Genomic DNA, 24,323 nt, shown 5'->3' on the forward strand with positions numbered 1-24,323 from the left:
GTTTTGAGACAGCCTCTTCATTCCGCCCCGAGGCCGCCCGAGATGCCGAATCGCGAGTTTTGAGACTGGGACCAGGGTCTGCCCGTCAACGCATCGCCTTCAAATGCATCAAGAACACCGGAACGGCCATGATCCGTGTCCCAATCGATCGCGCCTTCTGCGCCTTCGCCGACATCGACTGCGGCTGGTCCACCACCAACAGGTCGAGCTTCTTCGTCACCGATTCCTTCACCACGAGCCCCGCCGCGACGGCTCGACCCGTCAGCTCACTCTTCGACGGAACGGGATCCCCCGTAAAACACACGGTCGTTCCCGGTTGTAATGGCTTGCTCGGCCTTCGCAGCGGCATTTCGTGATTGTCACGCGCGTTCGTCAAGGCGTTTGTCTTGTCATCCTCCGACAAACCAAGCAACCTCGTCACGAAAGCGACGTCGGCCGAACCGATTCCCTGCGCGAGATCCGCTTCCAGTGCCGCGCGAGCTACATTCGTTAGGTACGTTCGGTGAGCTCGCACGACGTCATCCCGCAAAAGCCCCGCCGCGTGAATGTACTCCTTCGCCGATGCGGCTTCTTCTTCGGTCACGTGACGATCTTCGAGCATGTCGTCGAGCAGCGCCAAGTACCCGCCGATATCGTTCGTCGTCGTTCCCTCGGGCAAACTCGCCACCAATTCACCCATCCGCGAGCTTTCCACGATTCGATTCTTGGCAGCGTCTTCACGCGAATACACGCGCGTCGGCCCATCCACGCTCGGCCACTCGACACTGCGCGCATGCTCGATATCGCGTGGAGCATCGCGCTGGATGATGTCCTCGTTCCACAACCGAACGAACAATTTTGCGGTTGCCCGCGCATCTTCCAGAGCTTGATGCTCGGGACCTTGCGCAATGCCAAACGCCCGACAACACGCCGCAAGCCGATATTCGCCGAGTTTCGGCAGCACCGTCTGCGAAAGGTCCCGCGTACACAATACGGGCACGCGCGGCATGACGATGCCTGCGCGCAAAAGTTCCTCCCGCAAAAAAGACGCATCGAATTGCACGTTGTGCCCGACGAACACCGCGCCATCCAAGTGTCGCAATAGCTCGCTCAGAATTTCACCAAATCGAGGCGCCCCCTGCAAATCTTCCACGGAAAGCCCATGAATATGAGACGCTCCAGGATTCCGCTCCGGAAACACGAGCGTCGAAAACTCCGACACGACATTACCAGCCGCATCGAGTCTTACAACGGCAACCTCGATGATTCGATCCGCTCGCCATCGCAATCCCGTGGTTTCCACATCGACCACGGCAAATCCGGAGGGAAAACGATCCATCGAAGTTGCTTCTCCCGTTGTTGTGCAACAAACAAATTCTGTTGACAAAAAGAACGGCGCAAATCAAGCGTCTACGGGTCCCTTTGTCAACACATTTCTTTCGAGCTCTGCATCGGCAGGATGGATCACTTGCCTGCTGGTTTGTCCTGTGCTTTGTCCCCGCAACCGATACGGAGGGCGAACGATTTCGCGTTTGCCGTGTAAACCACCCACGCGGTGCTATCGCCCGTCGCCGCGGCGCTCAGCTCGAGGACGTGTCCCGGATACGCCGCCACTTCTTCGACGTCGATCGACCCACTACTTCCAATCGTTGCGAGCTCCAAGACTTGCGGGGAACCTGGTGCTTTGGCGTCGGGCCGAGCGTACACGACAATCGCTTGCCCACACGCTGTTGCGCCCGCTACCGGCGCGATATCCATTCCGTTGGGATATTCTAGCGTCTTGACTTGGGCTTTGCCTTGCCAATTCACCAGAATGTTATGCAGGGCAAAACCTTTGTCCGTTGCGAGTGGCACGAGGCCTGCGGCAGAACCTCCTTTGCGAATCGCAGTCAATTCCGGATACCCTTCGGGAGGCCCGCCCACGAAGACCACTTCGTCTTCGGCAATGGCCGTCGTTTTTTCGCGAACCTCGAACCTGCGTGCATGCAAGGGTGTCATGGCTTGTCGTGCATCGAGCCACATTGCAATCGCTTGCCCTTCGCCCACGGGAACGAGCGATATCGACGAAGCACCCGAGCCTTCGGGCGATAAATCCAAAATGCCCCCACCCTCGACCCACAGCCGCGCGTGCCTTTCGGCATTACGCGCATTGCCGAGGGCGACGTAAGCGACCACATCTCGTCCGGCAGAACGCAGGGCCGATGGTGACGAACCCGCCACTGCGTCCTGCGCAATGACCGAAGGCGCTTCGAGTTTTCCCTCGGGCGTTATCGTATTTCGTATCAGGTCTTTGCCTTCGATCCAATACGCATGCATTGCTCCCGAAGCGTCTTCGGCGACGGCGACTTTTCCGCGCGGCCATTTTTTCGCGCGCTCCGGTTCCATTGGTCCGAGCGCTGGACCGTTCGGCCCAAAAAGACTCACCGATGCCGCATTCCCCGAGAGGCGCCAGATGATTCCTTTCGAAAACACCGTGGCTGCTCCGCCTATCGCAATCGGAGTTTCGGGGCCATCGAGCATGAAGCGCGCCGAGCTTCGTCGCGGTCCTCGCGCGTGCGTTTGTCCTGCCGAACCAGTGGGCGCCATTGCGCCCGCGCTCGACGCTGACGGTGCTGCCGGCGTCTCGGGCGCGGCGCTTTCTTCGGGCTCTGCGCTGGCGATCGTCAGCGCTTCGGCGGACGCGGTTTGTGGGGGCGCTGGTAGCGGCGCGTTTTCCTTGCGCGGCGGCGCTTTTCGACAATCGATGCTCGCGAGCATCAAGAGCGCTGCGCCTATTCCCATGAGCGTTCTGCGCGCGCCCGTCATCTCGCGCCTCTCGAGCATCGTTTCACCACGTTACGATAACCGATTTAGGAGCGGCAGGGACGGGTTTTTGTTACGTAAAAGTTGTGTCTTGTATTACGCTTACTGTAACATACGAGTTCATTGGCAAAGATCGTCACGTCTTTCCCCTCCTCTCCGAAAGAGCCTGCTCTTCGCCTCCCTGCAGCGCTGCTCGAATATCGGGTTTGTCGAACCATTCCTCTGCGATGCCGCGAGCGTATTGTCGATCGTCGCTCGTCCACGTCGCCAGAAATGCTTCGCGCATCGTCGGTTGCGCGAACATGTATTCGATGTCGTTCGGAATGCGGCTCGTGCGACGACGTGCAATGATCCCACTTGTCACGAGCTGGCTGAAAATCCGACGCAAGTCCGCTTCTGCATTCGTTGCCTCTTGCAATGCCAGCACCGCACCGAGCCAAAACGTGTCGCCCACGAGACTCGCCAGCCGCAGCGCTTGTTGAGCATCCGCGGGCAGTCGCGACATCTGAGGCCCGTGTACGGCGAGCAGCGTTTCCGGGGCAAACCCAGCGCGACCCGCCGCGGCAGATCGAATCAGTTCTTCGAGCAGCATGGGATGCCCTTCCGAGCGAGCCACGATCGATTCAATGGCGCCCGAGCCACCGGAGACGAACTTCGTAGCAAACTCGCGCCCCGCTTTTTGAGTCAATGACCCGAGGCGCATTTCTTGAACGTCTCGCCGGAAAAATAGTCCAAAGCCACGTTCGCGTATTTCCGGCCGTGCGAGCGCCAAAACTCCGAATGGAGGAATATCCACCTCGGCAAGCGCATCGTGCAACAAATCCATCGATGCGGTATCGGCCCATTGCGCGTCTTCGACGATGAATAGCAGCGGCCCGCGTCGTGCAAGAGCCCCGAGCAGGTCGAGCCACGCTTGGCGCACTTGTTCGACCGACGGAGCGGGCGTCGAGTCGTGCGCGTCCCGTTCGTCCAGGAAAAACCCCGCCAACCTTTCGGGCCCGGTAGCGTTCCCTTCCGTCATGACCATTTCGAGCGCGCGGCTGACATCCTTTCGTGATGCCCGTGCGCGAAACGGGATGACGTGTCGAACCAGGTCTGCAAGCACGCTAAACTTGGCGCACGTCGCACCTGGTCGTCCGATGCCGACAATCAAATTAGGAATTTTTTGAAATAATTCTTTCAGCACTTCTCCCGCGAGCCGAGACTTTCCCATTCCTGCATGCGCAACGACGAGCGCCGTTGCTGCCTCGCCCTCTTCGAGCCCTTCGGCCAAAAAGTCCACGAGCGTTCCAATTTCGCGTTTTCGCCCCGTGAATGGAATTGGTTTGTCCAAGAGGAGCCTGGACATTCCAAGATCGCTACGTTCGCGGCACAAGCGCGGTGCATCGCTGGGCCCTGCGACCTCGAAGCGACAATCGAGAAGCGCGGCAGATTGCTGATCGATCCGCACCCCCACGACGCTTTTTTGCCGTACGGAAAATTCCAGCAAATGAATGGCCCGCCCAATGAGCTCTGCATAGGGCAAATCTCGCGCCGTATCGGCGCATCCCGTCACGAGCGCAACGCGAAATCCTTCGAGGATGTGCGATATTGCGAGCGCACATTGGGCCGCTCGAGTAAGCAGGTCGTCGCAGCCGTGAAGCCGAACGAGAAGTCCGCCGCCGGCAAACTCCGATGTAATTCCACCATGCCGCGTGGCCACGCGCTGCACTTCGTTCCACCGCGATTGAGACAAATTCGTGCGCAAAGTCGGCGTCGATTGTCCCGTCGTTGCTTCGGAAATCGGGGCGGCGAGCACGATGCAGGCGAGTCGATTTTCCCGTTCACCCAAATTGCGCGCCGTGCGTCGCTCGCTCGATACCGTCGTCGATTGACCACGTCCAAATTGCTCGAGCACGTGCAATACCTGCGCTCCATCGGCCGGACGAGCTTCCGGCACGCGCGACAGCATGCGCGCGACGAGCGTATCGAGCTCTTCGGGAATGTCAGGCAAAATGGCGCGAACACGCGGTGCCTCTTCGAGCAACACGCGCGCCAAAATGGCCATCACACCATCTCCCTCGAATGCAGGTTTCCCCGTCAAACATTCGAATAACAATGCACCAAGCGAAAAAACGTCGACGCGCGCAGTCGCTCGTCCACGCGAACCTTGCGCTTGCTCCGGAGCCATGTAGCCGGGCGTTCCAATGACGCTCCCCGTGCGCGTCAATCGAGCGCCCGGAGCGGCCGCTTGAGCCAAACCGAAATCGAGCACGCGTGCCGCGCGTACCGAGCCATCCACGAGAAAAACATTGCTTGGTTTTACATCCCGATGCACGATGCCTCGGGCGTGCGCCGCGGCCAGGGCCGACGCGACATTCGTGGCCAAATCGATGGCTTCGGCTTGCGGCAATCGTCCTTCATTCAGGCGCGCGGCCAAACTTCGACCTTCGAGCCACTCCATGACGAGGTACGGTGTGCCGTCGAGCGTTGCTCCATGCGCCACGTGCCGCACGATGTGCGGATGACCAAGCTCCGCGAGCACGCGGGCTTCGTGGTCGAACCGGATGATTGCATCCGCGTCGTGGTGCGCGAGCACTTTGACCGCCACGGGTTTGCATGTCGTACGATCGTGGCCTCGAAAAACGGTTCCCATCCCGCCTTGTCCGGCAAGTTTTCCGAGAACGAAGCGACCGCCGATGATGTCTCCCTCCTGCACGGCACCGCAAGATGAAGCATTTCGCGGCAAACGCAAGCTGTTCATGTTCGTAGCGAAAGCCTGACGCGTGAAACCGTGCTAGCTTGGCGCCGCCTTGTGGTCCAAGCTGTTTTCCCCCGAGGTTTCGGTGATGCTCGTGACTCGATTCTTGCTAGCGCTCTGTTCGATCATTTGTGCGCCATTGGGATGCGCACAGACGCCGACCGCATTTCGCGCCGATTCGGCCGCCAATCCTACCGCACCGGCAGCTCCACGTTTGCCCGTTGCAACGATCCTCGCCGAAAAGGATCCTCTTGCAGCTCGAGTTTGCCCGGAATCGGGACCGTGTGCGCTTCCAAGCGGAGCGACTCCTCCGGCGCCTGCGGAATCGGATCATCATCACCATCACCACCACCATTGACCAAACCATGAACCTATCACGAAAAGCTCAATACATTCTGCCGCTTGCCGTGGCGCTCGTCACCGGATGTTCTTCGTCGACCGTCGCGACGGACGTGCGCGATGTGAATGCGTTCTTGGCAGCGCAGGGGCGGAACATCGGTCAGCGTCCTGGCGCGGGTTCGGCCATATCGATGCCGACCGAGGATGCCTGGGAAAACGATGGTGCCGAGGCTCCGCGCATTTTGGCTAAGCCATTGACGGCCGACGATGCGGTCAAGCTGGCGCTCGTGCAAAATCGCGAATTGCGTGCATCGATGTACGAATTGGGCATTGCGCGCGGTCAGGCCGTGCAGGCGGGCCTGTTGCCGAATCCTGAAATCGAAATATCGCTAAGGGCGCCGCAGGATCCATTTCAGCGACTCCAAGCGGACATCGGCTTCGAATACGATCTTTCGGCCTTGATCCTCGTTCCGCTCCGCAAAGGCGTCGCCGATGCCGAGCTCGAAGCGACGCGTGTGCGCGTCGCACGTGACGTGCTGGAAACGGCGTTTCAGGCGCGCCTTGCATTTTACGACGTGCAGGCGAGGCAAGCGGTGCTCGATTTGCAAAAGCGCGCTTTCGACGCATTCCAGGCAGGATATGCGGCGGCCGAAGAGCTCCATCGCGTCGGTAACCTCCCAGACGCGGACCTGGCAATACATCGCGCGGCGGTCGAGGCTTCGCGCATCGACGTCGCCGAAGCGGAAAATGCGCTGCTCGATGCGCGAGAACGATTCAACGTCGCGGCTGGTTTGTCGGGACAGCAGGTCACGTGGACCATTGCGGGGCCTTTGCCGCCGCCCGAAGACATGCCCGTCGATGCGGTCGTGACGGAGAAAAAAGCGATCACGGCAAGCCTCGAATTGGCCGAGATTGGGCGGCGAATGGAAGCAGCAGCCAAACGCGTGGGGCTGCATCGCACCCAAGGCGTCATGCCGCACGTTTCGGGGGGATTTCACGGCGAACAGGACGGCATTTCCTGGGAGCTCGGTGGGCACGTCACCGTGGGTTTGCCCATTTTCGATCGAGCTCAGGGGCGGATCATCAGCGCCAAGAGCGAGCTCGGGGCATTGCGCGAAAGGTACGTGGCTGCCGCGATTGGCGTGCGTTCGAGCGCGCGCATGACGCAAAATCGAATCGAATCTGCAGGAAAGCGGGCTCGGCATTATCAGCAGGCCCTCTTGCCAGCTCGTGAAAAAGCGCTAGCAGAAACGCTCCTGCAATACAACGCGATGCACGTATCCGTGTTCCAGGTTTTGGATGTCCAGCGGCGCGTCACGGAAACGGGCATTGCCTATACCGAAACGCTCCTCGATTATTGGAAAGCTCGCGCATCGCTCGACCAAATTCTCGCTGGAGGCGCCCGACCTCGAGCGCTCGGGGCGGTCAGTACGGGACACACATCTTCGGCAGGCATGGACGTAGGCTCGGGTGCAGGACACTGAGCACGGAAAAGGTGAGTTCAATGGATCGTCGCGATTTCGTCAAACTCGGTGCCGCCATTTCCGGAACGCTCGTCGCGGCCCGTGCTGCAGGTCAAGCGTTGCCTTCGCAGGCGCGGCCATTGCCGGCGAAACCAGGGCCGTTTCCTGGAGGGCAGGTGAGGGTTGTCACGCCAAACGGCGCGACGCTGCCGATGAAGGAAAAGGACGGGCTCAAGATTGGCCACCTCGTGGCGATGCCCGTCGATCACACGTTCGCCCCGGGGCTCGAAGGCGCCTGCTGGGGATACAATGGGCGCGTGCATGGTCCGACGATCGAAGTCGTCGAGGGCGATCGGGCGAGGTTTTACGTGACGAACCGATTGCCGGAGCCCACGACGGTGCATTGGCACGGTATCATTCTGCCCAATGGCATGGATGGCGTCGCGGGACTCACGCAACGTCCGATCATGCCGCGTGAGACGCACATGTACGAGTTCACGTTCGACAAACCCGGAACGTTCATGTACCACCCGCATTTCGACGAGATGACGCAAATGGCGCTCGGGATGGTGGGCATGATCGTGGTTCATCCGAAAAAACCAAAAGGACCTCGCGTCGATCGCGATTTTGCGCTCATCACGCACGAATGGGCCATTCGAGCGGGCATGCGCCGGCCCGATCCGAATGAAATGAAAGATTTCAACGTGTTGACGTTCAACGCCAAGGCGTTTCCCGGAACTGAACCGCTCGTCGTGGGCAAAGGCGAACGCGTGCGTATTCGGCTCGGCAACCTTTCGGCGATGGACCACCACCCGATTCATTTGCATGGTTTGTCCTTCGAGGTCGTTGGGACGGACGGTGGTGACATTCCCGTATCGGCGCGGGTTCCCGAGACGACGGTGCTCGTGCCGACGGGGAGCGTGCGCGTGATCGAGTTTGTCCCGACCGAATCCGGCGATTGGGCGATGCATTGCCACATGACACACCACATCATGAATCAAATGGGGCACGGGATGGGCGTGATCGTCGGTGCCAATGCGGCGAAAATCGATGCACGCGTGCAGCAATTGGTCCCCGGTTACATGACGATGGGACATACGGGCATGGGGGACATGGCCGAAATGAAAATGCCAGCGCCGAAGAATTCGATTCCCATGGTCGGCGGCAAAGGGCCCTTTTCGAGCATCGACATGGGCGGCATGTTCACCATTTTGAAAGTGCGGGACAATCCGGAGAGTGAAGACGGATCAGGCTGGTATTCGCATCCCAAAGGCTCGGTTGCCGACAAGGCCGACGCGGCGATGATGCAAGCGGATGGAGTGGATCCGGATGTGAAATTCTGAGGGGGAGGTTGAGTTGGCTGTCAGGGGCGGTTGTAAGGAGTTGCGGACTTTGCGCGCAATTTCGTGTATCCTTCTCACCATGACGTCACTTCAACGAACCACTCATGCAGCGATCATTCTTGGCGTTTTTGCGCTTTTCGGCTGTGGCGGCACCGTCGTCATCGAAGGTGCGTCTTCGGGCTCGTCTTCGGGCTCGTTTTCGAGCTCCAGCGGCGGCAGCGTAAGCGACGATTGGACCACGCTCGTCGACGGAACCTGGCAATTGACGCCGGGGACCGAAGGGTATTGGTGTACGCGCAAGACGCTCGAGGACGATGTTTACATCACGGCATTTCGTGCGGAGGCGCCGCCAGGCACGCATCATACGCTGCTGCTTTGGAAAGACGGTGGAGGCCCCGACGGTGAAGAGGCATGTGGACCGCTCCTTGGGTCGAACATGGTCCACGCGTCGGGGATCAATACCGACGATCTCGTCATGCCCGAAGGTGTTGCCGTCAAAATTCCCGCGGGCACGCAGCTACTCTTGAATTTGCATCTCTTCAACAGCAATTCGAGCACTTTGAACGGTGTATCGGGGGTGCTCGTGAAAACCGTCTCCGCAGCCGAAGTGAAGTACGAGGCGGAAATGATTTTGACTGGCCCGACGAACGTCAATGTGCCTCCGAATGGCACCCAAACCATCGAAGATGCATGCGTTTTTCCTGAGACGTCCACGATATTCACGTTATGGCCCCACATGCATCAATATGGGACGAACATGAAGATTACCCACGACGGAGCTTCGGGCAGCAAGGTATTGCACGACGGTGCCTTCAGCTTTGGGGAACAGGTCAACTATGCCATCGAGCCCCTCACCGTTGCCGCCGGAGAGCAGCTTCGCGTCGAATGCACCTACAAAAATCCGACATCGGAGACGATCCATTGGGGCGACAGCTCCAAGGCCGAGATGTGTTTCGCTGGAGTCTACCGGTACCCCAAGTTGGGGAAGGCTTGTTTTTAGCCTTTCGCTGCCAAATACGGTTTGAATCCGGGCCAGAATTTGTACCCTCGCTCCGCGCGCGTGGGACGCGCGCTGCGCGACGTTGCCAATGTTGTGGACAACCCCCCGGAATCGTGATAACGGTCGCAGATGTCACGGCGGCGCCCCGTACCGCTTACGTTTGGGAGGGGCATCGTGTGGAATGTTCCGTTTGCGCCAAGCTCATTAATAACATGATCGACACACACGAACACAATTCATCTCGAACAAGATCCAATGCGGAAAAGTCGATTTGCCTTTGCATGATCGTCAAAAACGAATCCGCAGTCATTGAACGATGTCTTGCCTCCATCCGAGAAGTCATCGACTATTGGGTCATCTGTGACACCGGGTCCACCGATGATACGCCAGAACGTATTCATAAAGCGCTCGAAGGTGTTCCAGGCGAGTTGCATAGGCGCCCCTGGGTGGATTTCGGGACCAACCGAACGGAGGCAATTACCCTGGCGAGAAACAAGGCCGATTATATTCTCGTCCTCGACGGCGACATGACCGCGTCGTATGGGAAAGGGTTCAAGCGCGCACTGTCCTTGGATTCGTACCTCATACGCTTCACTGGCGATTTGGATTATCGGCAGCGTTTGATTCTTAGCGGGCGGCGAACGTACAGGTACGTCGGCGCCGTGCACGAGTACGTGGAAACAGCCGCTGACGAGCGATTCGAGCTCCTCGACACATTGACCGTTACGCATCATGGCGATTGCGGTGTGTCGAGTGGCAAACCGCAACGATACCTCGAGATGCTGATGGCGTCGTTTGCAAAGGATTCGAAAAATTCTCGAACGGTTTTTTATCTTGCACAAACGCTGCGGGATCTGGGTCGTGTCGATGAAGCGCTCGAGTATTACGAGAAACGGGTGAGCATGGGGGGCGGTTGGGAGGAAGAAATATTCTATTCACTTTATCAGATCGCCGTGCTCGTGGACCGGCACAACGACTGGGGCACCGGATTTCAAGCCTACGTGCGGGCGTGGGAATATCGGCCATCGCGTCTCGAACCGGTGTATCATATTGTGCATCGACTTCGACGCCGGAGGGAGTTTCACACGGCCATCGTGTTTGCGCATCCGGCGCTCAGCCAACCGTATCCGTCCAATGACGTGCTGTTCGTCCATCGATGGATGTATACGTACGGTATGCCGCTCGAGTATGCGTATTGTTGTGTTGAACTGGGTCTTTATGAGCAGGCCATTACGGCATGCGATATCGTACGCGCGAGGAGCGACGTACCGGAGCGAGCATTGGCTGAAGCGAACAGGCTTCGCGCAAGGGCGATGGCGGAGGATTCGGGTTCCCGCGCGAAGCCGCGTCAGAATTGGACGTGAACGAGTGCTGAAAGATGCCCCGGCGCTACCGATGGCAAAACGATGACGCCCGTTGATGCAGGTTTTTGAGGTGCCGGCCTCGACAAGTACCAAAAAACTCCAGCAGCAGCAAGGCTCACGCCACCTCCGATGAGTGTGGCCGTTGATGTCGACGACAACGTGCCGACTTCTTGACTCAGTGCAATTGCGTCGTCGTCGCATTTGTTCGTCTTGGTGTCAATGCACTGATTTTTCACGATGTCAGGATCCCATTTCGCCATGGCACTTGCACCCGTAATGGATCCAATGACAACGCCCGCTAGCCCGACCACGCCCAGCCCAATTGCTGTACCGCGAAGGCCCCAGTTTGGGGCTTGTGGCTGGATCACCTTATCTGACGGCAATGAAGGCGTTTGGTCCGACTTGGGTAGATCTTCGAGTACGGGAATCGTGACGACGATAACTGCACGCTCAGCAACCGATTCCGATGTTTCCCACGTTTTCTTGCCGACTGCCGAGGCTTTGATCGTGTGGGCTCCTGGATCGACCGGAACTTCCTTACCCAAGTACATCTCTTCGACGGTTTCGCCATCGCGCTCGATCTTGAGCCCGCTAGCGGCACTGCCGGGTGGCAGGACGATTTTGATTCGAGGAAGCCGCGGTCGGAGGTCGTTGGCGTGCTCTTGAGCGAAATTCGCGAGTTTTTCGTCACCTTGGTCCTGATAGGCCGCGGCGACGGCTTCGAACAGCTTCCACGCGCTCGCAATGCGCCCAAGGTGCTCATAACAGACGGCGAGATTGCCCTTGGTGGAGGGCAAGGGATCGAGATGATCGCTGTCGGCGAGCAGGGGGCAAGCCTTGGCATAGTCTTTGGCACGCATGGCCTCCATGCCTTGCTCGAAGAAATCTTTGGCCATGGCCACGTCTGTTGGCGTCGCTTGCGCATACACGTCAGGCGCGGCGGTGACGAGTGTGCTGATGAGCACGAGCATGACGGTCTTGCGCATTGAACGTACGCTCCGATCTATGGTTTGCGAGGTCTACGACTGGCGTTCGCGAATGGGTTGTCGTCTGGGGGAGGCGTCGGCGGAGGCTTGTTTGCAGTTGTACTCGGTTGCGCTGGGGCTTTGATCGGTGAGGTGGTTAAAGGGCGTGCCGTGGACACGAGCGGTTTTGAACTGGCACTTGCTACTGGCGCTTGTAGCGGTGCTTCGACCAGGGGTGGAGGCGATGACGGCTCGAGCGGCGTGACGACGGGGTTGGCTGGCGGGACCGACGCTGTCACTGTGGGCATTGCGGTGCTATGCGACGTCGGTTGTGACGATTCGCCATTGCGCATGAACAGGAGCAATGCAATCCCTGCAAAAAAGAACAGGCCCCCCAAAGCAACGCTGATCGCGATGACATGAGATTTGTTCTGTGGAGGCGCAATGGGTGTGCTGTTCGGTGACCACGATCGACTCGTTTGGCCAGACAGACCAGATTCGCTTGTCGCTGCAAGGGCCCCCTTTGAGCCGATGACGTGCGTTCCTCCCATTGGCAAGGGCGCACCGTTCGAATGTGACCGGCTATCTGTCCAGGAAAGTGACATTGCTGGATTCGAGCCTGTTTGTGACAATGGGTACGGCGTTGGAGATCCGGGCTGTGAAGACAATGCAATGGTTCCACCTTCCGACGTTGGCGGTGTGGTTTGACCATGCACGCTGCCGCTGGCGGACAAGCGTTCATTCGCTGAGTTACGCGTCGATGCAGAAGCGCCTGCGTGCACTGTGCCCGTGTTACTGCTGCCATCCGGTATGGAGGGTGAAGGCGGTCGCCATATTTGTGTCGCCACCTCGGCGGGCTGCATTTTCGATGTCGCCGCAACGTTTTGTGTGGAGTAAGGACGAAGCGCGTCTGCTAATTCGGCGGCGCTGCTCCACCGTTGATTCGGATCCTTGTCGAGGCATTTCAGGATGATCGCTTCGAACCCGGGCGGAATCTGAGGATTCAACGACGATGGTCGAGGCGCAGCGTCCTTCAATACCATTGCAAATAGCTCGGGCGGCGTGGGTGCGTGAAAGGGAGTTGTTCCCGTGACCATTCGGAACAGTACGACGCCGAGTGCCCAGATGTCGCTTCGAGCGTCCACGTGCCGACTGGAGCGCATTTGTTCTGGAGACATGTAAAGCGGCGACCCCATGATCATGGCAGTCGTCGTCATTTCTTGAATTTCCGGACCGAAAGCTGGAGACGGAGCCAATTTTGCGATACCGAAGTCGAGGATCTTGATACAGGGCACGCCACCCACACCCGATGCAAGGTACATATTGGCGGGTTTCAGATCGCGGTGAACGATACCGGCCTGATGTGCTTCGCCGACAGCTTCGAGCGCTTGGAGCATGTAATCGACCGCTTGTGGGACGGGAAGGACGCGCTGCACTTGAAGGACGTCCTTGAGATCCGTGCCCTCGAGGTATTCCATGACGATATACGGCGCGCCGGTTTCGAGCCGACCGACGTCGTAGACCGCGGCGACGTGTTTGCTTTTCAGCTTGGCGCACGCGCGCGCTTCGCGTAGAAAACGTTCGACGCCGTCATTGTCTCCGAGTGCGGTCGGGAGCATGAATTTGATGGCACGACGCTCGTGGAGATCGATGTGCATTGCGGCGACGACCATGCCCATTGCGCCCTGACCAAGAATGCGCTCGACGCGGTACTTTCCGGCAATGATGTTACCGACCTTGAGTTCGGGAGGCTGGGATTGGTTCATGGCGGCTACAACACAACGAAATGTTAGGCTAGGTGTCCATCGATAGCGCAGGGATTATTTCGATTTTAATCAATGATAACGAATTGAACGACGCATCGTTCATGGTTTCAATGTGAATTTCCCGACGAGCGCATCTTGGAAGGTGGCACTGGGCGCAGGCGCAAGGCACTGTGCGGTGTAGTCGAGGTCCACAGTGCCCTGATAGTTGAGGCCTGCGACAATTTCGTTTGTATTAATTGACGCTATGGCTACGCCACTCTGCGCGTCGGTATCACCATAGTTGTTTCCGCATATGGTATTTCCTAAGGAATCATATGCAAGGACAAACGCATCCGTTCCTGTCGCGGAGAGAAGTTTCAGTCCAAATTGAACGGATCCCGTCATCTCACCGGCAACGAAAACCTGACCATTGTCACCAATCGCAACGCTGGTGCCCGCCTGTTTCCCTGTGCTACTGAACCAGCGCGCCCACGTTGCAAGGCCCGTGGAATCGAGCTGAACGACAAACGCATCCTCGAAGACGCCCGGCGCCGTCGCCGACATTCCCCCACCAAAGTCCAGCGTGCCGAAGAAACGGCCGGTCACGGCAATTTTGCCGTCCGGCGCAACTGCAATGCTCGTTCCTTCTTGATCGGCGGTGTCGCCGAATCGAATCCCCCAAATAGGTTCGCCCATTGAATCTAGTTTGCCAACGATGACATCCATGCCGGATTGGCCGCAGTCCAGGGTTGGCATCATTGAATTCACCGGGAATACGCCGGCACAGCGTCCAGTGAAATAGATTGCATCATTGTTCTTGTCGATATCAACAGCCGCAGCACGTTGATCCTTAGGATCGCCGAATGACCGGTTCCATACGCACGAACCATCCGTGCCGCGAAATTTGACCACAAAGATATCATTGCTACCGGTGCTGGTCAGCAGGTTCGGCATCATCATGCCGTCTAGACAGCCAAAGTCGATGGAGTTGGTAAAATAGCCGGTCACGACAACGTCGCCAGTTGAATCAACTGCAATCCCGCCAACAACTTGCTTAAACTCGTCTCCAAAGCCCTTGCTCCATCCGTGTGTCCCGTCGGCATTGTATTTGGCGACGAATATGTTCGATGTCGTCAACGTCGGGTTTTCCAGTATCGTGCCGCCAGGAAACGCAATTTTGCCGTCATAATTCCCGGCAATGAATACCGCGTCATTTGGGCCAAAGGCTACAGATCGTGCCTCTTGAGTTGGATTTGGGTCTCCGGCCACGATCGTCCAGAGCGGTATACCAGAAGGATCGACTTTCACGACGAACACGTCCATTCCACCGAGTGTATTTAGCGGACATGATCCGGTCATCAATGCGGGGCAATTATCGGCGAAATTCGACGAACTATTGATGCTACCAACGAAGACAACGTTTCCTTTACTATCAACTGCGATATCATTCACAACTTCATCGCCCATGCCATTGAGCGATTGAAGCCACGTAGGCTCGAGACAATCGAAACACGGTGGTACACCACTACTCGAGCTACTCGACGAGCTCGAGCTGGTCGTTGATGTTCCACCGCCCCCCACACCGCCTACGCCGCCGCCCCCCGTGCCCGTACCGCCGGCTCCTGAACCCATGCCACTCGAGGACGATGATTCTCCACCACCGCTGCTGCTCGCATTCGTAGACCCGCCGCCTGCGCCCACATCAAGGCCATCATCCGTCAGCTCAACCCACCCGATCAGCTTGCCGCAGCCAAGGAGCGTCACCGCGACGGACCCCAGCAGCCCACCTATGATCACTGCTGTACCAGGACGAACACGCATTTCGATGGCCTCCGGCCGCCCATCCAAGAGCAGGAGCCGCAGCCTACTACATCACATCATGGAGTGAAAGGCCAACTTTCTTCGGACCCTGGCGAACGAATCGTTTCCACCCGACCAGCGTTCTGGTACAAGTTTTCCTCGTGGAAATCCTCACCTACGGGCCCATCCAAACCGCGTCACTTCTGTGGATGCCACGCGCGGGACTGCATGTGCTCACCATCGTCGCCAAGGCCACCTACCAGCTCGTTCCCGGGGTCTCACCGCTTGCGGAGCGGCAAGAACCTCCCAACGAGTACGACAACCACTGGAACGACGACGATACACGGAGCCTCTACGCACCGTCGGACATGGTGCCATTCAAACCGCGCGCCGACGTGCTGCTGGTTGGGTACGCGTTCGCGCCGCGCCAGACCCCCATGCGATCACTGATAACGCGGCTCCACGTTGGGGGGATCGACAAGCGTATCGAGGTTTGGACGGACCGTACGATCACGCCCGACGGGACGGTGCATGAAGGGGCACCGTTTGTCAAGGTACCATTGCGGTATGAGCGTGCGGCTGCCGGCCTCGACAACCCCGTCGGCATTCGCGTGGAACCACGGCGCGACAAGGGAGGCACCGTCTCGTTGCCCAACCTTCAACCCGCGGACCTGAGTGATACTGCCGTCAGTGGGCGTATTCCACCCATTGGTTACGGCCCCATTGCTCCCTCGTGGCATGCGCGTGCGAGCCGTTTACCATCCCACGCACCATCACTGCCGAGCGACTGGAATCGGCGTTCCATGCCCGAGGGAATCGATCCACGTTTTTTTAATTCCGCACCTTTCGACCAACAAGTCGATCGACTCCATCCGCACGAAAGAATCATTCTCGAAAACTTACACGGTCAGCATGCGCAACTCGCGACATCACTCGCCGGCGTGATGCCACGAGTCAGCGTCGAGCGTTCCAGCACGGCCGAGGAATTGTCGATGACGGCGGACACTTTGTGGATTGATACGGATAGGGGCATCGCAACGTTGACGTGGCGGGGTCAGATCCGTCTCGACAACCCCGACATGCCGGGGCGGGTAACCATCACGACGGTACAAGCTCTGGCGCAAGCAGCGCAGCCAACGGCAACGGGTTACGTCGAAGGCACGTACGTTCTCGATTCGGAAAGCGGCGAAACGCCCGCAGTCATGGGGCATGTCGGACGAGCAACCAGTGGCGGTTCCGCGACATCGATTGCGGACGACAGATCGGTTGAAATGACGATGCTACCCATGGATCGTTCAACAAGAACGATGCCGTTTCTGGCTGCACCACCCGAAGAAGTTCCGGCGCTCGATGCGTGGCTGCCGCCAATGGGACCTGTGGATCTCGAACGAGATGACGCGGGCGGAACGATGTTCGCGCCCCTGGGGCTACCTCGTGCGGCACCGCTGCCGTTTGGCCAAGAAAACCCCCCCGTGGTTCGTCCCGTAGAACCGATTGTCGCAGCACAACCGGTCGTTCCACCGGCCGCTATCGCCGCGGCACCCGCGGTCACGGTGGGGCAAGCAGCGGTTCTTGCTGCAGCGGCGTCTTCCCCTGGCCCCGTAGGGATCGCCGACGCACCAGCACCTCCGCTCGTGGCAAGCGTCGCGATGTTCGATCCAGCAGACAGCGCACCGAGCGCACCGCCACAACTGGGGTCGGTCGCCGCATTGAGTAATAGTGGCGCCGTGCCGGGAATGGCTCCGTCGAGCGCGACTGCAGCATCGAATGCCGCAGCGGACCCCTGGTTTGGCGGAGTGGTTACCGATTCTCCGATATCGCCGCTTCGCGGGCGAACGCCCGTGGAGGTCTTGTGGTTCGATCCGGCATTCGTAGTGGCGATCCGCAAGGATGCAACCATGCGCACGATTCTGCAGGAGCGCGACAAGCTCAATGGCATCAAGAAAACCGATAAGAAGCAACCGCCTGCGCCGCCTTCGCCGGGACAGCCGGATCCCAAGGATCGTGAGGACATCAATGCCATCCTGACGCTTGGCGACGCGTCGGGCATTGAAGTGTTGAACATGGCACTCGCCGAAGCGGTCGACGAACGAGGGATCTTTCAACCGCCCTTGCTTCTTCTTCGAGGCGAACTGTCGTTTCCTTTTGACGAAGTCGAGACGCTCAAAGCGACCGTTGCCGCCGTCACACCGCTCGCGGCCGGCGACAAGAAACTCAAGGAAACGATCGACGCTGTCACCGAGCTCATGCGGACGCCGTGGTTGCAGGCGGCCGGCAGTGTGACCGAACGGCTTACGAATCAAGTCAAGGAAGCGTTCGGCACCGGCAATCGACTGCTTCCTGCCGGGTATCTCGAGACCCATACCGAGCGCATTCTGCTTGAACAGCGGCATTACCAAAAGCGTGTGCTCTTGGGCCAACCCTGGATTCGCGCGCTTCTCGGCTCGCAGAACGTATCTACGCGAGCCCCCACCTACATTCCCTACTCGTTGGCGCGCGAACTGCCGATGTATCAGCGGTTCAACGTTCGGATGATTGCCGAAGTGAGAGCGCAGTTGGATCAATACGAAACGCATCCGAGCGCCTTACGCGTAGTCGCGCTCGGCCGTATCCTCGGCGGTACGCCACGCCGGTGACGGAAGACTCAGAGCTCGATACCCAGCTTCGCGAGCGCTCTTTCCAATCTCTCGAGCCTTGTTTGTTGCGTTTCGAGCTGTGCCTGTTGCGTTTCGATGATTTTTTGCTGATCCTTGACGGCCTCGACGAGAACGGCATTGAGCTGTGTGACGTCCAGTGATTTGTATCCGTCGTCATCGGTGGCGACGGCCTCAGGACAAACCTTTTCGACTTCCTGCGCGACGAGCCCCAGGCGCCGGTCGGCCGATGATGTTGCGGCTGCGGCATTGCCCTCGAGGGGTCCCATGGGTAGCCCGACATCGCCGTCTTCAGGGTCGTCGTCGACGTCTGTGCGAAGATCCATGTCCTTCAGGCGGAAGCTCACGCCTTGCATGTGCAGGACTTTGTCGAGTGCGCCACGTATCGGTTCGACGGCTTCCTTGAAACGTGCGTCGGATCGATAATAATACGAGTTTGACGTGACGCCGCCAAATACGATCATTTGGTCGGGATGGACGACGACGACGTCGCGGCTTCTGGTCTTGGTCCAGGTTCCCTGAATGTTGGCCGGCCATGACGACCCTTCGTACCTGAAGCGCAGCCGCCGGTTTCCCCAAGAAAGAATGGCATCCCCAGGCGAGCCAGTGACCACGCGCAATGCGCAGAAGTGGTTACCATTTTGAATGGTGACGCCATAACGTCCACCGTATGCGCTGGCAGGCCCCTGACCAATGGCAATGTATTTGCCGGGCCCAGTGAATGTAGGATTGGGCGTTGCGGAATGGCCAAAAAAGCCGCCAGTGATCGATGTAATGCTAGACGTGGGGTTTTCGTTGGGCGGTGATAGTGGTGGCCATAACCGGGGCCGCCACGGGTGATGGTAATGGCCATGGTGATGGTGGTGATGGCCATGGTGATGGTGGTGATGATGGCCATGATGATGGTGATGGCCATGGTGATGGTGGTGGTGATGGCCATGATGATGGTGGTGATGATGATGGCCATGGTGATGGTGGTGCCAGAGCCACCAAGGTGGAAACCACCACGGCCGACGCGGTCCCGTCGCACCTGTTGCTCCTCTCGACCCCGTAGCGCCCGTGGCCCCCGTTTGCCCGGTAGCGCCCGTGGCCCCCGTTTGCCCGGTAGCGCCCGTGGCCCCCGTTTGCCCGGTAGCGCCCGTGGCCCCCGTTTGCCCCGTAGCGCCCGTGGCCCCCGTTTGCCCCGTAGCGCCCGTGGCCCCCGTCTGCCCCGTAGCGCCGGTAGCCCCCGTTGCTCCTGTGGCACCCGTGGCGCCTGTCGGTCCTGGTTTGAACGGGTTGTATTGATGAATATGATTGACCCCGGAGCCACCGGCATTGTTGACGTCTTTGAAAAAAATCCCGGTGGTTGTCGACTTCGCCACGTAATCAATATCAAGTCTGCCCAGAAGCTTGACGTTTTTATTCACCGTCAAATCGCTGTGAACTGTGACATGTTCATCTGCCACGATCGCTTCGATTAGCTTGGGCGTACCTCCAGCGCCAGTACCTTGGACTGCAAGCTTGGTCGTAACTAATGCAGTCTCGATTTTTCCGAGTGGTATCAACGCACTGTCTTCGACATCCAATGTGACTACGCTGGTTTGTCCGTTGACGCGTAAACTATAGGGGTGCCCGAGCTTGTACACGGGAGGCAAATTGGGGTTGTCAGCACCCACCACGAGATCCGGCAGCGCAATCGGTTGCTTGCTCGTATCCGGGTGCCGCATGATTTTACCGGTACCGAGAACGAAAAGCTTTCGGTCCGCATTGCTAGGATGATTGATAGGATTGAGCAACCCGACGTCTTCGTTAAGGTCGAATCCAACACCCAAAGACTGGCCTACTGTGACCGATGGCGCATACGTCATGCCAACGCCGTCGGGATCGAAGGATACTCCCAACGCCCATTTCGCACGATCCAAGATCGCCGGATCCTCCGTAATGGCGCCTTGTGTTAGGTTGACAATGCCGCCGGGTGCGGTGTAGTTGAAAAAGAATGGGTAGTACGTTGCTAGCGCCATGTCTCAACTCCTTCGACTACCGTGCCAAATCCTTCACTGGCACACCGATTCGCAAGAGTCCGCCTTCGAGAATTCGCTGGTTCTCTGCGGCCACACCATATCGTACCGTCAAACTCGCACCGCTGTCGGGATCCGCCGGTCCAAACCGAAGCGGCCCATGCTCCTCGCTCAAGTACCCCACCGAAAATACCACACCCGAAGCCACGCCAAACAGCTCCTCACGCGGTTTGTCGAACTCCTCCGGCTCGAGCAAGTACGGAAGCTCCAACTTGACCGGCAACGATAGCGTGAAACGTTCACTGAACGCTTTGCGCGGAAGAACTTCCGTGGCAAAAGGCACTTCGGGCACGACCACATCGATATCGTCGGGCATGAGCCAAAGACGTTTGGTAATGTGCAAAATGCCTTCTGGATCGACGTAAGTGTAGACCCGTCCAGGCACCCCCCGAAGCGTGTCCTCGTCGAATTGTGGCAATGGCGTTAGTAGCAAAATCGGCCATTCCAGGCCGTTCGTCACGCGGTAACGGACCTCCATCGACGCCCGATCCATCTTGCCTATCGCCGTCTCGAGACGAACTTGTCCGTCGTCCACCGTGCCGCCCTCGCTCGTTGCAATCACACGCTGTCCTGCAGCGGCAAACCCAAGTTCTTACGCAGCCTGTTCGCGCTCGGCCGCAATCTCGAATACGGCGCCAAACCAAGGGCCTTCAACAATTGATTGCTCACGCCCCCCGTCGTACCCACCTCGCGTTGGCCGACAGCGTTGTACCACGCATTGACGAGCGCGTGGCCAAGCACGACGTCGGGCGTTTGTCCCTTGGGTGCGAAGGCCGGATTGTGCGCAATCATCGAGCTCGATCCACGCCCTGCCACGCCGGCCGCTTGCCACGATGCATTTGGGGGATCCATCGGGTACGTAATCGTATTTTTCAACTTCGTCTCGATGATGACGGCAACCTCGCCGCTCTTCGCTATCTTCTTCATCACCGCGCGCCCCGTACGCGTCGCTTTCAATCGATCCAGCGCCGCCCGCACCCGCTCGCGAAACGCTGGATACCCCCGCATGGCGATACCAACCGCGTACTCCTCCACCGCGATCTCCCCCGGAACGTGCGGAATCGGTGGAAATTGCTTGGGCGGTTCGACCTTGCCCTTCTTGTTCTTCGGCACCGACGGGTTCATCTCCGTCAGCGGACCGCCATGCGTGACGATGCGTTTGTCCCCCTTGATGATCACATCCCCCTGTGCTTCAAGTGAGATGTTTTCCCCGTCGAGAACGATCGTCGCTTTGCCCGTGGTCAACTCGAGACGTTCGCCGACTTCGATGATGCGCGTCTTGCCCGTGAGCTCGCGTTCGTCAATCTTGACAATCTTTTCGAGGTTTCTTTCGGCCTGGATCGACAGCACTTCGCGCCCTCGCGCATCCTCGAACTTGATCTCGTTGTAGCCGTTTGCGCCAGGCGTCGATGCGCTCTTCCAACCGCTCACACTCTTGTTCTCCGGGAGCTTGTACGGAACGGGCGACGTCGCGTTGTAGAGCCGACCCACGATCACCGGGTGGTCTGGATTCCCGCCCAAAAACGCCACGAGCACCTCCTGGCCTACGCGAGGAATCGCAATCATCCCAAAGCCTGTGCCTGCCCAGCTTTGGCTCACACGTACCCAGCACGAGCTCTTGTCGCTGAAGTCGGCGTAACGGTCCCAATGAAACTGAACGCGAACACGCGCGAACTCGTCCGTGTGGATCTCTTCGCCCTTGGGACCTACGACGACGGCACTCTCCACACCTTGTATTTTCGGCTTCGGCGTTACTTGCGGAGGTCGATACGCCGCGTCTGCAAAAAATGCCTTACCGCGCATGGTCCATTCGCTTGTGGAAGTCCCCTCCATCGACAGCTCAGTCACAAGCAAGCGTCGTTGCGGCCCAAGATCCGAGCGAGAGTGTCCCTTCGTCGAAAAGATCACGCCAGGATGTAGATCGAGCACGTTCGTGCGGAATGAAACGATTCGCCGCGAGATACGTAACCCTTCGAGCCGTCGCTCCGCCAGGTGTGCCCCCGCATCGTCAGCATGTCGTGCAACACCCTTGTCGTCTGCCGCGGGCGTATCCCCACCCTTGCCGCCCTCGACGAGAAATGCCCCCGGTGCGTACACGTGATGCTCGAGCAGATGTTCGGGTGCAGGTACGGTGGACTGCCCTTGAAGCTTGTGCTCCATGCGCCTGCGGAAGTCATGATCACGAATCGTGACGCGACCCGTTCGAACCTCCTGCGCGAGATGCAGCTCCGTTACGTACTCGTGCTCGGCCGCGTCGTTGGGGTTGTCGACGTAGCGCAGGGGGCACCCTTGACGTAGGTCGCCGCGATCAGGGCGTTCGTGAAGCACGAGCTTTCCCGCAGTGTCGTCGTCCGCATCGCGAAAGTAGAAGCCGATGCCCGCTTCCTCGAGCATACGGCGGAAGAAGTCGTAGTCAGTCTCGCCGTATTGCACGCGCAGCTCGAGCTTTGGATGGATGCTGCGATCGACGATCCACGTGTGATCGATGCGCCATTCGCCAAGAAGTTGATCGATGATCTCCGGGATCGAAAGATGCTGGAACGTGCGGTGGTTCTTGCGTTGCGTAAGTTGCCACAGCGTAGGCACGATTCGGATGCGATACGTCGATAGGCCCGTCGTCTCGGTCGCGATTTGTTCGATGTGTGAACACAGACCCGCAAGCCGACGTCCCTCGCGCGCGAGGTGAAGCGTACCGGATGCGACGTAGAGCGCAGCGGGCTTGCCGACGATCGCATCGAAGTCGACGTCTTCGTTGGAGGACAAAGCAACAACTATGACCTCAAACAGATCGAAGATGTGCTCGATGGTCTTGAAGTGACGAACGGAAAGGAGTTCTCGCCGGAGGCAAACCAGAGGTCGAGGACGGCCATGCATCCATCCTACTGCGAATGCGCCATGAAAAACCAGTAGCTTTCAGATCGTGGCTACCTTGATACTCGCAGTTGCCGCTTTTCTTGCCTTTCGACGTCATACATATTGCGTATTGACATCGACCGGTTGATCGCTGGGGCGACGCCAACGAGCTACAACTCAAAACGAATCCTCGGGCGGTGGCGCGAGCACATCAACGTCACGCGTTTCGTACCAACCTCGACCCCATCGAGCATACAGGCGCGTGAAATACCGCTCGTACAGCGGAGCTACGGCTTCGAACGAATAGCGTGCGAGTGCCCGCTCGCGGATCGCAAGACGCGCTTCCGGCGACAGATGTCGTGCGCGCTCAGCCGCATCGATGAACTCGCGATGCGAGGCACAACGCCACGACGCTTCGACTGTCTCGACGAATGCACCGTGGTCCGTCGTGATCGCTGGTGCACCAGACAACTGCGTCTCGACTGCGACACCACCGAAAGGTTCACGATAGTGCGTCGGGACAAACGTTGCGGTTTCAAGCCATCAGCGTGCCACGTTCCTCGATGGACGCATGGCCGTAGTGATGAACATGTGGCGGGAGCCCTCCTGGGTCGCCTTGACCAACGAGAACAAGGCGTGCATTGATCGCGGCAGTGACGTCGACCGCAACGTTCCAGCCTTTGGATGGAATGAGGCGCCCGACGAATAAGTAGTAGGGATGGGCCAACGCGGTCTGAAGCTTGGAGCGCGTGGACTGCGGGAGGTTCGAATGCAGTTCGTCGCGCTTGTCCCACTCGACGCACGATGGAGGCGAGTCACGACGATCGAAGTAGTTTGGCACGACGGCATCGTCATTGTCCTCATTGGTGTCGTCGTGGCGGCCATGCCACCACTCGCGGTGCGCGTGTGACTCGAACACGCGATAGCGTGAAAACGTCCGTAGTATCCGATGCCGTACTCCACCATCATCGGTCCAATCGGCGTACCCGAATAGCTTCCTGGAAACGCATTGCCAATCGATTGATGGCAGTTCCCGGCAAGGGTCAAGATGAAGTCACCCCGCCGCATACGCCCTCCAAGCTCCGGTATCACTCTCTCCCTGAATACCTGCCAATACGGCATCCTTGGATCCCAGTCGACGTCGTAGAGCCGCGACTTGTCGTGAGCACCGAACCAGCCTGCCCGTTCTTCTTCGCGGAAAATCTCAACGTGTTCA

Annotated in this window: 17 protein-coding genes; 6 read left to right on the plus strand and 11 right to left on the minus strand. The window is 58.7% G+C overall.

Annotation, left to right across the window (positions count from 1 at the left end):
- Positions 1-85: 85 nt before the first annotated feature.
- The 3 genes from IPM54_19330 to IPM54_19340 all read right to left on the minus strand — a co-directional run bounded on the left by IPM54_19330 (position 86) and on the right by IPM54_19340 (position 5,524).
- Positions 86-1,318 carry a hypothetical protein gene (locus IPM54_19330; protein ID MBK9261943.1) on the minus strand — a complete coding sequence of 411 codons (1,233 nt, stop codon included), beginning with the start codon at positions 1,316-1,318 and terminating at the stop codon, positions 86-88.
- Between the two features lie 125 nt (positions 1,319-1,443).
- Positions 1,444-2,802, minus strand: coding sequence for a hypothetical protein (locus IPM54_19335; protein MBK9261944.1), 1,359 nt, complete (start codon positions 2,800-2,802; stop codon positions 1,444-1,446).
- A gap of 115 nt (positions 2,803-2,917) precedes the next feature.
- The gene (locus tag IPM54_19340; GenBank protein MBK9261945.1) at positions 2,918-5,524 is read right to left on the minus strand and encodes a protein kinase; all 2,607 of its coding nucleotides are present in this window, start codon (positions 5,522-5,524) and stop codon (positions 2,918-2,920) included.
- A 49-nt stretch (positions 5,525-5,573) separates the two neighbouring features.
- On the opposite strand from IPM54_19340, the gene IPM54_19345 reads away from it, so the two are divergent.
- The 5 genes from IPM54_19345 (at position 5,574) to IPM54_19365 (ending at position 11,030) form a co-directional block, all read left to right on the plus strand.
- A complete protein-coding gene (locus IPM54_19345) occupies positions 5,574-5,879 on the plus strand; it encodes a hypothetical protein (protein MBK9261946.1) in 306 nt (101 codons plus the stop codon).
- A 7-nt stretch (positions 5,880-5,886) separates the two neighbouring features.
- The gene (locus IPM54_19350; protein ID MBK9261947.1) at positions 5,887-7,344 is read left to right on the plus strand and encodes a TolC family protein; all 1,458 of its coding nucleotides are present in this window, start codon (positions 5,887-5,889) and stop codon (positions 7,342-7,344) included.
- Positions 7,345-7,364: 20 nt separating this feature from the next.
- Positions 7,365-8,666 carry a copper oxidase gene (locus tag IPM54_19355; protein ID MBK9261948.1) on the plus strand — a complete coding sequence of 434 codons (1,302 nt, stop codon included), beginning with the start codon at positions 7,365-7,367 and terminating at the stop codon, positions 8,664-8,666.
- Positions 8,667-8,745: 79 nt separating this feature from the next.
- Positions 8,746-9,666, plus strand: a complete 921-nt coding sequence (locus tag IPM54_19360) for a hypothetical protein (protein ID MBK9261949.1) — start codon at positions 8,746-8,748, stop codon at positions 9,664-9,666.
- Positions 9,667-9,947: 281 nt separating this feature from the next.
- Positions 9,948-11,030 carry a glycosyltransferase gene (locus IPM54_19365; protein MBK9261950.1) on the plus strand — a complete coding sequence of 361 codons (1,083 nt, stop codon included), beginning with the start codon at positions 9,948-9,950 and terminating at the stop codon, positions 11,028-11,030.
- Here IPM54_19365 and IPM54_19370 read toward each other — a convergent pair.
- From IPM54_19370 to IPM54_19380, 3 genes are all read right to left on the minus strand, one after another.
- Complete coding sequence (locus IPM54_19370) at positions 11,015-12,016, minus strand: hypothetical protein (protein ID MBK9261951.1); 1,002 nt, start codon at positions 12,014-12,016, stop codon at positions 11,015-11,017. The two genes, IPM54_19365 and IPM54_19370, sit on opposite strands and share 16 nt — an antisense overlap.
- Positions 12,017-12,033: 17 nt before the next feature.
- Positions 12,034-13,761 carry a protein kinase gene (locus IPM54_19375; GenBank protein ID MBK9261952.1) on the minus strand — a complete coding sequence of 576 codons (1,728 nt, stop codon included), beginning with the start codon at positions 13,759-13,761 and terminating at the stop codon, positions 12,034-12,036.
- A 99-nt stretch (positions 13,762-13,860) separates the two neighbouring features.
- Positions 13,861-15,207 carry a hypothetical protein gene (locus IPM54_19380; protein MBK9261953.1) on the minus strand — a complete coding sequence of 449 codons (1,347 nt, stop codon included), beginning with the start codon at positions 15,205-15,207 and terminating at the stop codon, positions 13,861-13,863.
- Positions 15,208-15,701: 494 nt separating this feature from the next.
- Here IPM54_19380 and IPM54_19385 point away from each other — a divergent pair, with 494 nt between their 5' ends.
- Positions 15,702-18,176 (plus strand): DUF2169 domain-containing protein, encoded by a 2,475-nt coding sequence (locus IPM54_19385; GenBank protein ID MBK9261954.1) that lies wholly within the window; start codon positions 15,702-15,704, stop codon positions 18,174-18,176.
- 8 nt (positions 18,177-18,184) lie between these two features.
- On the opposite strand, the gene IPM54_19390 is transcribed toward IPM54_19385, so the two are convergent.
- From IPM54_19390 to IPM54_19410, 5 genes are all read right to left on the minus strand, one after another.
- On the minus strand, positions 18,185-20,197 hold the full coding sequence (locus tag IPM54_19390) for a tail fiber domain-containing protein (protein ID MBK9261955.1): 2,013 nt from the start codon (positions 20,195-20,197) through the stop codon (positions 18,185-18,187).
- A gap of 16 nt (positions 20,198-20,213) precedes the next feature.
- Positions 20,214-20,816 (minus strand): hypothetical protein, encoded by a 603-nt coding sequence (locus IPM54_19395; GenBank protein MBK9261956.1) that lies wholly within the window; start codon positions 20,814-20,816, stop codon positions 20,214-20,216.
- On the minus strand, positions 20,813-23,128 hold the full coding sequence (gene tssI, locus IPM54_19400; protein ID MBK9261957.1) for a type VI secretion system tip protein VgrG: 2,316 nt from the start codon (positions 23,126-23,128) through the stop codon (positions 20,813-20,815). The genes IPM54_19395 and tssI overlap by 4 nt, the downstream gene beginning before the upstream one ends.
- A gap of 156 nt (positions 23,129-23,284) precedes the next feature.
- Positions 23,285-23,578 carry a hypothetical protein gene (locus IPM54_19405; protein ID MBK9261958.1) on the minus strand — a complete coding sequence of 98 codons (294 nt, stop codon included), beginning with the start codon at positions 23,576-23,578 and terminating at the stop codon, positions 23,285-23,287.
- Positions 23,579-23,642: 64 nt separating this feature from the next.
- Complete coding sequence (locus tag IPM54_19410) at positions 23,643-24,026, minus strand: hypothetical protein (GenBank protein ID MBK9261959.1); 384 nt, start codon at positions 24,024-24,026, stop codon at positions 23,643-23,645.
- Positions 24,027-24,323 lie beyond the last annotated feature (297 nt).

The sequence above is a fragment of the Polyangiaceae bacterium genome, assembly GCA_016715885.1.
GTDB lineage: Bacteria > Myxococcota_A > Polyangia > Polyangiales > Polyangiaceae > Polyangium.

Excerpts from the sequence above, each read along its gene's own strand:
- IPM54_19355 (MBK9261948.1), top strand. The coding sequence starts at position 7,365 with ATGGATCGTCGCGATTTCGTCAAACTCGGTGCCGCCATTTCCGGAACG.
- IPM54_19340 (MBK9261945.1), bottom strand. The coding sequence starts at position 5,524 with ATGAACAGCTTGCGTTTGCCGCGAAATGCTTCATCTTGCGGTGCCGTG.
- IPM54_19335 (MBK9261944.1), bottom strand. The coding sequence starts at position 2,802 with ATGCTCGAGAGGCGCGAGATGACGGGCGCGCGCAGAACGCTCATGGGA.
- IPM54_19330 (MBK9261943.1), bottom strand. The coding sequence starts at position 1,318 with ATGGATCGTTTTCCCTCCGGATTTGCCGTGGTCGATGTGGAAACCACG.
- IPM54_19380 (MBK9261953.1), bottom strand. The coding sequence starts at position 15,207 with ATGGGCGATGAAGTTGTGAATGATATCGCAGTTGATAGTAAAGGAAAC.
- tssI (MBK9261957.1), bottom strand. The coding sequence starts at position 23,128 with ATGCATGGCCGTCCTCGACCTCTGGTTTGCCTCCGGCGAGAACTCCTT.
- IPM54_19360 (MBK9261949.1), top strand. The coding sequence starts at position 8,746 with ATGACGTCACTTCAACGAACCACTCATGCAGCGATCATTCTTGGCGTT.
- IPM54_19375 (MBK9261952.1), bottom strand. The coding sequence starts at position 13,761 with ATGAACCAATCCCAGCCTCCCGAACTCAAGGTCGGTAACATCATTGCC.
- IPM54_19350 (MBK9261947.1), top strand. The coding sequence starts at position 5,887 with ATGAACCTATCACGAAAAGCTCAATACATTCTGCCGCTTGCCGTGGCG.
- IPM54_19370 (MBK9261951.1), bottom strand. The coding sequence starts at position 12,016 with ATGCGCAAGACCGTCATGCTCGTGCTCATCAGCACACTCGTCACCGCC.
- IPM54_19390 (MBK9261955.1), bottom strand. The coding sequence starts at position 20,197 with ATGGCGCTAGCAACGTACTACCCATTCTTTTTCAACTACACCGCACCC.
- IPM54_19365 (MBK9261950.1), top strand. The coding sequence starts at position 9,948 with ATGATCGTCAAAAACGAATCCGCAGTCATTGAACGATGTCTTGCCTCC.